Annotated in this window: 7 protein-coding genes; 5 read left to right on the top strand and 2 right to left on the bottom strand. The window is 54.8% G+C overall.

Features of this window, described 5'->3' with window-relative positions:
- The first annotated feature begins 8 nt into the window (after positions 1-8).
- The 5 genes from GX466_06160 (at position 9) to GX466_06140 (ending at position 10,544) form a co-directional block, all read left to right on the top strand.
- Positions 9-2,756, top strand: coding sequence for an SIS domain-containing protein (locus tag GX466_06160; GenBank protein ID NLH93785.1), 2,748 nt, complete (start codon positions 9-11; stop codon positions 2,754-2,756).
- A gap of 3 nt (positions 2,757-2,759) precedes the next feature.
- Complete coding sequence (locus GX466_06155) at positions 2,760-3,236, top strand: 2-C-methyl-D-erythritol 2,4-cyclodiphosphate synthase (GenBank protein ID NLH93784.1); 477 nt, start codon at positions 2,760-2,762, stop codon at positions 3,234-3,236.
- 100 nt (positions 3,237-3,336) lie between these two features.
- The gene (locus GX466_06150) at positions 3,337-4,008 is read left to right on the top strand and encodes an endonuclease III domain-containing protein (protein NLH93783.1); all 672 of its coding nucleotides are present in this window, start codon (positions 3,337-3,339) and stop codon (positions 4,006-4,008) included.
- Between the two features lie 297 nt (positions 4,009-4,305).
- Positions 4,306-7,185 carry a PD-(D/E)XK nuclease family protein gene (locus tag GX466_06145; GenBank protein ID NLH93782.1) on the top strand — a complete coding sequence of 960 codons (2,880 nt, stop codon included), beginning with the start codon at positions 4,306-4,308 and terminating at the stop codon, positions 7,183-7,185.
- Positions 7,182-10,544, top strand: coding sequence for a UvrD-helicase domain-containing protein (locus GX466_06140; GenBank protein NLH93781.1), 3,363 nt, complete (start codon positions 7,182-7,184; stop codon positions 10,542-10,544). Before GX466_06145 ends, GX466_06140 begins: the two co-directional genes overlap by 4 nt.
- 169 nt (positions 10,545-10,713) lie before the next feature.
- Here the strand turns inward: GX466_06140 and GX466_06135 are convergent, their stop codons facing one another.
- Both GX466_06135 and GX466_06130 read right to left on the bottom strand, forming a co-directional pair.
- A complete protein-coding gene (locus tag GX466_06135; protein ID NLH93780.1) occupies positions 10,714-11,337 on the bottom strand; it encodes a radical SAM protein in 624 nt (207 codons plus the stop codon).
- A gap of 24 nt (positions 11,338-11,361) precedes the next feature.
- Positions 11,362-12,552 carry an electron transfer flavoprotein subunit alpha gene (locus tag GX466_06130; protein ID NLH93779.1) on the bottom strand — a complete coding sequence of 397 codons (1,191 nt, stop codon included), beginning with the start codon at positions 12,550-12,552 and terminating at the stop codon, positions 11,362-11,364.
- Between the last annotated feature and the right edge of the window lie 336 nt (positions 12,553-12,888).

Here is a 12,888-nt window from a genome sequence, read left to right as displayed (position 1 = left end):
AAGTAATTATGCCACGCTTTTTTAAGCTTTATAATAATGCCCTGCGCAAGCTTGCGGGCTGTTTCAAGGACATCCGGTTGCCGCTGCCCATCCTGGGATTGGGTTGCGGGGTTCTGGGCCTGGCGTTGCCCAAAACCACTCTGAAACTGGGAGAATACGCTTCTCAACTGCTGCGGGCTTTGGAATACCGGGGTTTTGATTCCACCGGCGCGGCGTTCCAGGGTGAGGATGAAAACATCGTTCTGCTCAAGGATGTGGGAGCTCCCAGCACCTTGGTGAAGACCCTCGGGATCGAGAAGCAGAGTGGAAAACTGTTCTGCGGACAGGTGCGCTGGGCTACCTTCGGCAATGTGGACAAGATCAACGCCCAACCCCATGAGGTGAAATGCAAACGCCACATCTACGGCGCCCACAACGGAAACATTACCAACACCCGTGAACTCAAGATCTGGCTTAGCAAAGAAGGCCACACAGTACTTTCGGATAACGATGGCGAGATGCTGGTGCACAGCGTGGAGCACTTTTTCGATATCGAGATGGACAAAGCCGGCAATCCCGAGGATGCGGAACTCCGCAAAGCCTGCATGCGCCGGGCCATCATTAGCACAGCGGAAAGAATCGTTGGTTCCTACGCCGCGGTGGTGGTGGATCCCAAAACCCAGACTATGTGGGCCATCAAAGCCGGCAGCAGTCTCTATTTCGGGGTGGGCGAGCTTGACGGTGAACCCTTCAAACTGGCTTCTTCCGATCTCACCGCGGTTCTGCGCTATACCAAGATGCTGGTGAACCTGCGCGATGGCGAGTTTGTGGAATACACCTCCGCGGATTACAAGGTTTACGCGCAAAAGAAACTCCGCTTCAAACGTGTGAACGCACCCGATGAAACCTACGTGGCCGGTGACCTGATCGATACCAAGCCGGTGCTTTCCAAGCTTCGCGCCGAAGACGTGGAACTACAGCCAGAATTTGAATACTTCATGGAGCAGGAGATTTTCGCCCAGGTGGAATCCACCGGCAAGCTGGTGAAGCTGTTTCAAGGCGGATCGAATTCTGGCAAACGCATGCTGGAACTCATCCAGCAGGAAAATCTAGATGAACTGCTCAATTCCAAGCTGAAAGAAATCTTGGACTGCCATGATTTTGACCAACGGAACATGGTCTTTGATGCCCTGCTTGCTTCCAGTGAATTTACGAATTTCTTCGAAACAGCCCAAGCCAATTACCGCGCTATTTTTGAAGTTGCCGTTCAGGAGGATTTTGAAAAGAAGTACTTCTTTTCCAACGACAAAAACACCCTCATCGACCTGATCGGCCCGGAGTATGACATTCGGCGGCTTATCCTGGCCAAGGCTTTCGACGCGGTTTCCGAAAGCCACAGCGTGCAGGAATTCGAGCTCAGCGTGCAGGGATTTCTGGACCGGGTGAAAAACACCATAATCAACAGCCGCAATGCCTATTCCATCGCCTGCGGCACCAGTTACAACGCTACCAAGGTCGGCGCCCTCTTTTTCAACGAAATCGCCAAAGTGGAGATCATACCCATCCTTCCAGGCGATTTCCGCGGCGGATATTCCCAATGCATAAAGGATAACGACCTCATCATCGGAGTCTCCCAATCCGGTGAGACCAAAGACCTTATCGACATCTTCAACGACATTGAGGCCAGCAACGTGAAAACTTCCCAAGTGGTGTTGGTGAACAACCTGAACTCCACCTTGGGATTGGAAAAAGGCGACCTCGCCATCCAAATCCTCTGCGGACCAGAAATCGCAGTGCCCGCCACCAAGAGCTTCATGAACCAGATCACCCTGATTTACTATCTGGCCATCCGCACCGCCAGGATGAAACTTGAGGAAGGACTGGATTGCGAAACCGAAGAACAGCGCCGGAAACAACTGGCCAGCCTTAAAGCCCGGGAACAGACGCTGCAGCAGATTCCCTTCCTGATCAAGGAAACCCTGGAAAACACATCCGATATCGTTGACTCCATCGCGGCTCAGATATATATGGAACCTTCGATGCACATCCTGGCCACCAAGATCAGCGGCGTGGCGATGGAAGGAGCCCTCAAAATCCGCGAAACCGTTCTCAATCATGCTGAGGGACGCGAAGCTTCGGAATTCAAGCACGGCCCGAACACCATTATCGGAAAGAACACAGTTTACGGATTCAAGCACCTGCGCAGCTTCATGCGCGCTTTAAGCGGAGTGGTGGAAAACCTGTACATCAAGGCCGAAGAGCAGAATATCAGCCGCAGGGAAACCCGGGCCATCAACAACGCCCTGGTGGACTATATATTCACCGGCAATATGCCTTTCAATCTGTCGCCTGAGGCAGACAAGCTATTCCGCGCCACGGTTGAAGGACACAATTTCTTCGATTCCCTCTACCGTAATTATCCGCTTATCTATGTCACCGGCCCAGACCCGCGGGACGTGAATCTCACTATCTCTCAAATAAATACCCACAAGATTCGTGGCGCCAACACCTATGTGATCGCCGAGGAAGACGAACGCCTGCTGAAAAACGCCAGCGACAATCCCCGCGAGGGAGGCCGCTACGGCTGGGGCTACGTGATGCTTCCCAAGACCGGGGACAGCCTTCTCACCTGCTTTTCAGCCACCGTGGCACTGCAAATGCTTGCCCTCAAGATGAGCCTCCGCAAGATGAAGAAACTGGACAAGCTGAACATCCAGGACCACGGAGTGCATCCGGATGTGCCAAAAAACGTGTCCAAATCAATAACAGTGGATTGAGCCATGTTCCGCGTTGGCCAGGGTTACGATGTTCACACCATGGCGCCGGGACGCAAACTCATCCTTGGCGGAGTGCGGATTCCTTTTCATCTTGGGCTGCTGGGTCATTCCGATGCCGACGTGCTGGTTCATGCCGTGATCGACGCCCTGCTGGGAGCTCTGGCCCTGGGTGACATCGGCTCGCATTTTCCAGATACTGACCCCGCCTTTGCCGGTGCCGACAGCCGCGACTTGCTGCGCCGCGTTTTCGCCATGGTGCGTGAACGCGGCTGGGCGCTGGCCAATCTCGACTGCACCGTTTGCGCCGAACGCCCCAAGTTAAACCCATACATAGAAGACATACGGGACAACCTGGCTTTGGACCTGAATACCAGCCGGGACAACGTGAGTGTGAAAGCCACCACTGAAGAGGGTTTGGGCGTTTCGGGCGGTGGTGCCGGGATGGCGGCGCACTGCACACTGCTGCTGAAGCGCTCGTGAAAGCGCCCGGAATCACAGGTTTCCATCACAACAGCAAAGCCACCCTGGCCACAGCCTTCGTCAGCGGAGGCTGAATCGTCACATCATTTATTTGCAAACCATGACTGGACCGGGCAATCAGCCACTCCCACTGCTGGAGCTTTACCAAGTCCTGTTAAGCCATAATGGCTGCCAAAGCTGGTGGCCTGCCCAGACCCAGGATGAGGTCATCATCGGCGCCATCCTCACCCAAAGCGTGGCCTGGGGCAACGTTGAAAAGGCTTTGGTAGCGCTTGCCGGACAGGGCATCCTCACCCTGCGGGACATCCATCTGGCTGATTTGCAATTGCTTGCCACCCTCGTCCGCCCCACTCTCTACTACAATCAGAAGGCTTTGCGCCTCAAGGAGTTTGCCCGTTTTCTCGGTGATACCTGCGGTTTCGACCTGGATATCTTGTTCTCGGAGGAGCTGTCCGCCCTGCGTGCCAGGATGCTGTCCATCAAAGGGTTAGGTCCGGAAACGGTCGATTCAATACTGCTTTATGCCGGCGGCCTGCCCGTTTTCGTAGTCGATGCCTACACAAAAAGGCTTTTGTCGCGTCTCGGCTATCCCGTTGAAAAGTTGGATTACCATCAGCTTCAGGACTACATCTGCGCCCGGATTCCCGCGGAGGTGCCCCTCTACAACGATTTCCACGCCCAAATCGTCCTCCATTGCAAAGACTTCTGCAAAAAGGCCCCGCTCTGCCCCGACTGTCCTTTGAGGGCTGTATGTCCCTCAAAAACTTCCTGAATGCCCCCAGCTGAGCTGGTCCTTAGCCCTTTCAAACCTGCCCGCTTTGAACCACCCGCCCAATGCCCGCATCAGGTGCGGCCATCTTGCGGGAGGCGAGTGAGGGCGAAACCAGCGGGCCTTAACCACCAAGCTTGCCCGGCCTTCGTCCCAGGCATGGCTTGTTAAGAGGCGGAAGAAGGCAGGAAAGTTGAACCAGGCCGATCAGAAGCCTCCGTCATTGAGATTGAAAGGATTTCGGCTTGACAGAAAACCAGCCCGGCCCGAGCGTGCGAAAAAGCTATTGTGGAGGTTTCTTTGCGCACCCTCATCAATGTCCCTTTCAGTAAGGACCTGATCGAAGCTACTTTAGGGCAGGTCACCGACGGCTGCATCCTGGTTTTTCCCACCCGCATCTCCGCATCCAAAGCCCGGAGGCGCTTCCTGGAAGGCTGGGCCTTACAGGATTGCGATTTTGTGGCCATGGAGGACTTCAAAGCCGCTCTGCTGCTGCCCCCGCTGCCGCGGATTAGTGATGACAAACGCCTGCTCTGCCTCTACCAGGCGCTGTCGGAGGAGGATCGCGCCTACTTCCACATCAACGGCTATTTCGACATCGTGGAGTGGGGAGGGAGTTTCTTCCAGTTTTTCGAGGAGCTGTGTGACGAAAGGGTGGACAGCCAAATCCTGCAGGACCTTCCCGGCCGTGCCCAGATGACGCTGCTGAACTGGCAGGAAGACTATCTGAACCGAGTTCTGGAGATTCGCGGTCGCTACCGGAACATATTGGAAGAATTGGACTTCAGCGATCCCATCTTCAGTTGGGAAGCTGCCGGCGTCCAGGTTCCTTATTCCGGCAGGAAAGTGGTTTTTGTGAACCAATATTATTACAGCGGGCTGGAAAAGGCGCTGCTGGACGCTTTGGAGCAAGCGGGAAACGAGGTTGTCGCGCTGGTTCAGTCCCAGGAGGAAAAAACCCGTGACCTGGAGCCGCCCCGAATCGAATTGGCCGGCTTGAAGGGGGGGGATTACAACATCCGCCATCTGGAAATCGTTGAATGCGAAAACGCCGAACAGATGGTTCTGGCCTTCCTCGCCAACCATGGCCAGGCCTGCGGGGAAGATGGTGAGGCGGTGATTGTGGACAGCCACTTCAGCCAAGCCCACTATCGTGACCTTTTCGATCCCGCCCGCTTTTCGTGTCCGCGCTCCGAAAGCATTGTTGGCAGCGGCATCTATCAGTTGCTGCTCGTTTTCCAAAAGCACCTGGAGGCGATGGAGGCCACTCTGGAAGGCGCTTTCCTGCCGCTGCGGCTCATTCTGGACGCCTGCGCGCAAGAGTCTTTTCTGCGCTATCACGGTCTGGCGGTTAAAGATAAGGCACCGCTTCTTGAAGAGCTGAGATACATGCTGCAAAAGGATATCCTCTATGTGGACAGGGACTTGCAGCTTTTGGACAAACTGCACCGCGAGCAAGGCTTTCCATATCTGGGAAACATCCTGCCGAAACATTTCGCCCTGCTTGGCCAACTGAGCTTGATAAGCAGGCCGCAAGACTTTATCGGCCTGGTTGACGCTCCCAATGGGCTGCGGATAAAAGACCTATGCCGTGAAGAAGAACTGCTGCACAGCGACATCATGGATGTTTTCTACGAACGCCTGGCCAACTTCGCCAGCCTGGAAACCCTGGGCGTCGTGAATGATTGGAAGGGACTTTTCGGCTGTGAGGGAGCGAGTTTGGCCGCGGCGGTTCTGCAACTGTTCCTGGAATCCCTGGGCAGCGGCAAATTCAGCTTTCATCAGGCTTTGAAGGCTGAACCCCGGGTGGAGGTGAGCAACCTTTTGGACCTGAGAAATCTGCAGCATCACAGCGTTTACTTTTTCCACGCCATCGAAGGCGAAATACCCTCCAATCCAAGCCCGGTTTGGCTGCTTAACGAAAACCAACGTGCGCGCCTAGGCCTGAAAAGCTATCCCGACCTCCGTGAACGTGAGCGCTACTATTTTCTGCGCACCGTGCTAACCAGCCGGCGCTGCGTGATTTTCAGCTACCGGGACCAGGAAAACGACATCGAGCCTGGTAGCTTTGTCACGGAACTCGTGCAGGCCATGGCGGATGGCGCTCTGCCGGAACTGGCCAGGGATGGTATGGCTGTGAAGCCAACGCAGTTGGCGCCGCGGATTTCCAAGCTCTATCTGGCTGGCCATGAGACGGTTGCGGCCAACGCGGAGCGGCTGCCGGGGCTTGCCGACCAAGCTGTCTGCTGTGTTGCCAAGCCGTCTGGGGACTTTTTCACCCTGCCCTGTTCGCCTCCTGAGGATTTCGGCGTGGAAGGAATTGTCCGCACCAGTTATTATAGTTTGGCCATGTTCAGGAAAAACCCCTTCGCCTGGTATCTGGAGCATCTGCGCAAACTGCCGGAACTTGATTTGCGACCTGAGGAAACCCTCACCCGCAAACTCTTTGGCAGCATCATGCACTCGTTTCTCTCGGCAGTGCTTCTGCCCCTGGCCAAAGAAGACGCCGACCTGCCCCAGCTGGAACAGGCTTTTTCCGATGCTAAGGGCCTGGCGGCAACGCTAAACAGAATTCTGAACGATCCTGACCAACTCTACCTTTACAAGATACCGCAGAACTACAACCACGAATTCCTGGTCAGCATTATCTCAGACAACCTGGTCGAATCCATCCGGGTGTTCTATTTTGAGTTTTTAAAGCCCCGGCTGCTAGGCGTTTCCTTCAAGCTCATCCCGGAAGAGAAATTCATGACCAAAGAGGAAAAAGAAGGCCGCAAGCTGGTCTGTGTGAACCACGCGGGCAAAGAATACTCTATCTGGATAAGTGGAAAGGCGGATTTGAGGGTGGAATGCCCCGAACTCAACTACATCGTGGATTTCAAAACTGGCAAAGGCGACGACGAGCAGCTTATCTTCTATGAGTGGCTGTACTATCTTCTGGATGAAGCCTGGTCGGCCAAGGAACTGCAATCCCTGTTCTGGCAGGTTTTTGATCAGAAAACCGGAGGCAGGAAGATCACGGACAAACGTCGCCAGGAATGGCGCGGGGAACAGGAAGAGAACTTGAAACAGATTCTGGAACAAGGATTTACCCTCGGTAAAAAAGCCGGGGACCGGGTGAAACTGGCCTCGGTGACCCGCGCCGACCTCTTCCGGGCGGACAAAGGAGCTGAAGAATGAGCCGGTTTTCCAGCAAGATCATCACCGCCAGCGCCGGCACGGGAAAAACCTATCGCCTTGCCCTGGAATACATTCGCATCATTCTGGATTTTTACGGAAAACACCAGGATTTCAGCCTGGACAACATCCTGGTGCTTACCTTCACCAAAAAGGCCACCGCGGAAATCCGTGAAAGGATAAACTCCCATCTGGAATTGCTTTGCAACGACAAACCCGCCACCGAAGAGATCGCCAAAGACCGGAGCGGTTTGCTGGACAGCCTTTGGCCGGAACGCGAGGACGCAGAACTGACCGATCAGGACCTTGAATTGCTGAACCGGGCCCTGCGCGCCCTTTCCTCCGACCGCAGGCAACTGCAGGTGATGACCATAGATGCCTATATCAACAGCGTGTTCCGCAATATCGTCCGTCCCTTGCGCAGCATTGAGAATTTCGAGATCGACATCAAAGCTGTGGAAAAACGACTGCCTTTCCTGCTCCAGCACCTGATGAAACCGGAATTCAAAGCCAGGCTGGACAGCCTGCTCAGCCGCAAGATAAGCCCTTCCCTGGACGAATACAAACACTTCTTCAAATCACTAATAGAACAGCGCTGGCTGCATTTCCAGATCAGGAAGGCAGAGAACAAAACTCCTGCTGAGGGCACCCTGTGGCGGATGTTCAGGGATGGCGGTGCCGAAGAGCCTGAACGACTCCGCAAGGCTATCAGGGAAAATCTGGAACTATTGATCACCCTTATGGCGCAGAACAGGCCGGACCTGACTCCGGAAGAGTGCGTTGTGCAAAAGTTCCGTTCCTTATTTCCCCTGTTTCCAGATAGCTATGCCGGTTTACGTGAGGCGGTTGCCAGACTGTGTGAGAGACCCGACGGCTATCTGAGGTTGTTTCAGAACTGCCCCGAGGGCAAGATCGCCAGCATGAGCAAATTCATGCGCAAGGACTTGACGGGGGTAAAACAAACCTTTCTGGATTTGCAGGCCCAGCTTAATGAAGACTTGGCCGACTTGTTGCTCCACACCCACTTTTTGCCTGAGCAGGAAGAGATTCTTTCGGTCTGGTCGGCCATTCTGGCTGAATACGACAAATTGATCTACCGCTACAAAAACATGACCTACGACGACATTTCCTGGTTCACCCTGGAAGCCCTGTTCAGCACCGACCCGCCCCAGTTCGACATGCAGGTGGAAGCCGTGGCCACCGAGTTTTACCAGTTCCTGGCCCACCGCAGCCGCTTCATCCTGATCGACGAATTTCAGGATACTTCGCTGATCCAGTTTGCCATCCTCAAGCCGATCATCGAAGAAATCACCAGCGGCGAGGGCACCAAGGATTTCGGTGGCATGATCGTGGTGGGCGATGAAAAGCAGTCCATCTTTGGCTGGCGGGGCGGCGAACGCGAACTTTTGCTCAACCTGCGTTCCATCTTTGGCGCGCTGAGAAACCTGAACCAAGAATCCCTGGGTACATCCTACCGCAGTAGCGAGAAAATGATATCCTTTGTCAATCGGGTGTTCAAGTCGTCCCTGATCAGCAACCGCCTGCAAGAGTTTGGCTTACAATGGCCTTACCAACCGCTTAAACAGGGCATGAAGGATCTCGATCCCCAAACCTGCATCGAGTTTCGCGCCGCCTGCTGTTCCAAAGGTGAGGCTTGGAAAAGCCTTGACGCCGTTTACCGCGATTTCGTGTGGGATTTCATCAAACCGCATGACCCAAAAAACAGTCAGGAAAGCATGGCTGTGATCTGCCGCACCGGTAAAGAATTGGAAGCCATCCAGTCTTTGCTCGACGCCGCTGGAATCGGCAGCATCTATCAGCCTTCCAGTGCCTTGCCCAATCACGCCTGGGTTTCACCGCTCATTGCCTGGCTGCGCTGGCTGGCCTGGCGTGACTGGCTGGATTTTCTGGAGGTGCTGCGCTCGAATTACATTATGCTCGAAGCAACTGAGCTCAAGAAAATCGCGGACGAAATTGCCGCCGCCCGTGAAGCTTCTCGAGAACCTGACTTTTCTGTCTGTCCTCTCGCGCGCGAGCTTTACAAACTTAGCCAAACGCAGACTGGATCGATCTCCGAAGCCTGCCGGGCGCTCACAGACCTCTGTCTGCCGACCCATAAAGGCGCCGCGGCTGAGGAAGACAACCCCCAGGCCTTTGAGCGCGATTATCTGAACATTCATGCCTTCCTCAACCTCGTGCGCGACTTTGAATTAGCCCCCGCGCAGAAAGATGTGAGCATCCCCGCGTTCCTGGATTATCTGGAGGACAATGAAGGCCAGGACAGCCTCAAGCAGGTCTCTGTGGAGGGCGGAGGTTCATTGCAACTGCTAACCGTCCACAAATCCAAAGGCTTGCAATTCGACCGGGTGTTTCTTTTCTACAATCTCAGTTCCCGGGGCGGAAGCGATCATGACAAGCTCAAGGCCTACACCAGTTTCGAAGGGGCGGATTTCCAGGACCTTAGGGACTTTGGGCTCACCTACCACTATGCTGATGTGATCAAGGCTTCCAGCCACAAAGCCCTGGCTGAGAACAGCGAACATCGCGAAATGCTGGAGGAAATGAACAACCTCTATGTGGCTTTCACCCGCGCCAAAACCGCACTGCATCTCTGTTTTGCCTTTCAGGGCAAGGATGGCTGGGATAAGTATGTGGAGGATAGAAAAACCGGAAAACTGAATCTTCCCGTGCTGGTGGCGGCCGCCGCGGAGGAATTCTTCAAGGATGAAACCGTGGTCCCAAAGGAAAATGGGACCTATGTTTGGCCGGCCACTCCTATTCAACCCAAAAAAGGGGAAAGCAGGGAACCAAAGGCCGAAGGAGTCACCGTGGAAGCGCTGACCCGTGTTTTGCCAATTCGTGAAACCGACCGCTTTGCCGGCCTTCAGCGCAACGAGATCGACGAGCATAAAAACTGGAAAAAGATTTGGCTGGAAGACCGCAAGAACCTTTTCGGCGACCTCGCCCACCACTATCTCAGCTTTGTGAAGCAGGACCAGCCCGCTGAGCATAAATACGCCGGCAAACAGTGCCTGGCGCGCTTCGGTTCGCTACTCACCAGAGAAACCATCCAGACCCGGATAGAGATCCTGCGCTCAAACCTGCCCACCAAGCAGGTGTTCCCTTCCGGCTACGACAAGGTTTTCACCGAGTTCTCGCTCTGGCACAGGGGCAGAGAACTCCGGATCGACCGCCTCTTGCTGGATACGGCGAATAAACGCGCCCTGATCCTGGATTACAAGACCGGCACCGGCAGGGAGGAAGGCCAGTTGGAAAGATACAAACAAGCCTTGCTGGCGCTTCCGGTGATCAGGGACAACGGCTATCAGGTGGAAACGGATTTTATCGACTTGAAAATCTGAGGACAAATCCCCTGCCAAGAAAGCGTATCCCATACCGGTGAAAGAGGTACGCTATGATATTGTCAAACCCTGCCATATCTGACAATTTTTCAAGGAATTGAGCAAATCATGATGGCTGCTTCCACCCATAGTGGGTAACAAAACAGCGCGACTCTCTGATTGCAGAATGCTATTTCAGGTCCAGAATCTTGTGTAGTTGCGGTTGCAGTTTTGCCGTCACGCCATCCCGCAGCATCCATCGGGCTAGTGTTTCCGGCTTCAGAACGGAGGTGACGGGCGAAAAGTGGATGGTTCTGTCCTGCAGGGTATTAGCTGCTATGAAATCCAGGGCAAAGCGGTAATCCCAGGGGCTGGTCAGCACGAACTTCAGTTCATCGCGGGGTTTGAGCCGTTTCAGGTTCCATTTCATGAAGGAATCGCCACAGCCGCTGCCAGGGCATTTGACGTCGATAATCCGGATCACCTCATCCGGCATGTCCTCCAGCCAGAGTGAGCCGTTGGTCTCCAGCAGGCAGGCATAGCCTTCTTTGCAGAGGTCCCGCAACAGGGAGTAAGTATCTTCCTGCCAAAGCGGTTCGCCTCCGGTGACTTCCACCAGCCGGGTGGGGAATTTTCGGACCTCGCAAAGTATTTCCCCAATCTCCATCTCTTTGCCCGGGACCCAGGCGTATTGGGTGTCGCAGTATGAACAGCGCAGATTGCAGCCGCTGAGGCGCACAAAAATGCAGGGACGGCCAGCGAAGTTGGATTCGCCCTGCAGGCTGTAAAAAATCTCGCAGACGGACAGGCTCACGGCTTCGAGCGCGCTGGCTAAGGTCTATCCGCGCAGTTCCTTAACCTTTTTGGTGAGGGCGGGCAGCACTTCAAAAAGGTCGCCCACGATGCCCAGGTCCGCCACCTTGAAAATGGGAGCGTCGGGGTCCTTATTGATGGCGATGATGTAGTCGGCGGAGGACATTCCGGCCAGGTGCTGAATGGCCCCGGATATTCCGCATGCGATGTAAACAGTTGGCTTCACGGTCTTTCCGGTTTGCCCCACCTGATGGGAATAGGGAATCCACTCGGCGTCAACCGCGGCGCGTGAAGCCCCCACAGCTCCATCCAGGGCGGCAGCCAGTTCTTCCAGCAGGGCAAAGTTTTTGGCGTCTTTGAGTCCGCGTCCGCCGGAGACGATGATGTTGGCTTCCGTAATGTTCACCAGCGTCGAGGCTTCCGGCTCAAAACCCAGCCAGGAGCTGTCTTCCTCGTCCAGTTCAAAGGCCACCTGTTCCTGGATAACGATTCCCGAGCGATTGTCGTCGCGGGGGAGGGCGTTCATCACTTTATGGCGCACGGTGGCCATTTGGGGTCGGTGATTGGAGGTGACGATGGTAGCCATGATGTTGCCTCCGAAGGCAGGCCTGGTTTGGAGCAGGTTTCCAGTTTCGGAGTCGTATTCCAGGCCGGTGCAGTCGGCGGTGAGGCCTGTATGCAGTTGGATAGCCACCCGCGGAATGAATGACCTGCCGGTAACTGTGGCGCCGGCGAGGATCACGGCGGGCTTGTGTTTGCGGGCCAGTTCAGTGAGCGCTTTGGCATAGCGGATGTCGCGGAAGTTCTTCAGTTCGGGATCGTCCACCACGATAACCTTGTCCGCTCCAAAGGCGATCAGCTCTTCGGCGAGGCCCTCGACCTCAAATCCCAGCAGCACCGCGCTGAGCTCGGCTTCCATCTGGTCAGCCAGGTCGCGGCCTTTGCCCAGCAGTTCAAAAACCACGGGCGCGATGGCCCCGTCCTTTTGCTCGGCGAAAATCCAGATGCCCTGGTGTTCATGGATGTCAGCCTGGACTTCGCCTTTTTTGCGGATCACGATGGCTTTGAAAGGGCAGGTCTGGACGCAGGCGCCGCAGAGGGTGCATTTGTCTGTGTCGATGGCTGCCAGCTTGTTCTCTATCCTGATGGCGTCATAGGCGCAGGCTTTTACGCAAGCTCCACAGCCCACGCAACTTTGGTCTATTACTTCAATCATCTTCAATCTCCTAAGTGTCTATGGGTTTTGGACGCAGTATTTCTGTCAAGGCGATTTTTGCCTGCCAGATAGAAAACAAGCGTCCCTGAACCTTCCCTTCTTTACACCCTCAATGAAAACTTCAGGCTCCCTTTCAAACTGAGTAGGTAGCCCGGAGGGTGGCAGAATGATAACGACGGAGCGTAAGCCCCTCGCACACTGGATTCCGGGTCAGGCCCGGAATGACGTGAGTTTGGGAGTTTCGGCACTTCAGCAAGCGCCGCTATATTTGTACAGCCGGTCGCTGTATCGCCATTTTCCTTTTCTCAAAGCTTGGATATCGAACATACGTCATCC

The sequence above is a fragment of the Candidatus Cloacimonadota bacterium genome (genome assembly GCA_012516855.1).
GTDB lineage: Bacteria > Cloacimonadota > Cloacimonadia > Cloacimonadales > Cloacimonadaceae > Syntrophosphaera.
Note: the sequence above shows the minus strand (reverse complement) of the source record. Positions and strands in the feature narration are given on the sequence as shown.

Excerpts from the sequence above, each read along its gene's own strand:
- GX466_06160 (NLH93785.1), top strand. The coding sequence starts at position 9 with ATGCCACGCTTTTTTAAGCTTTATAATAATGCCCTGCGCAAGCTTGCG.
- GX466_06155 (NLH93784.1), top strand. The coding sequence starts at position 2,760 with ATGTTCCGCGTTGGCCAGGGTTACGATGTTCACACCATGGCGCCGGGA.
- GX466_06150 (NLH93783.1), top strand. The coding sequence starts at position 3,337 with ATGACTGGACCGGGCAATCAGCCACTCCCACTGCTGGAGCTTTACCAA.
- GX466_06140 (NLH93781.1), top strand. The coding sequence starts at position 7,182 with ATGAGCCGGTTTTCCAGCAAGATCATCACCGCCAGCGCCGGCACGGGA.
- GX466_06130 (NLH93779.1), bottom strand. The coding sequence starts at position 12,552 with ATGATTGAAGTAATAGACCAAAGTTGCGTGGGCTGTGGAGCTTGCGTA.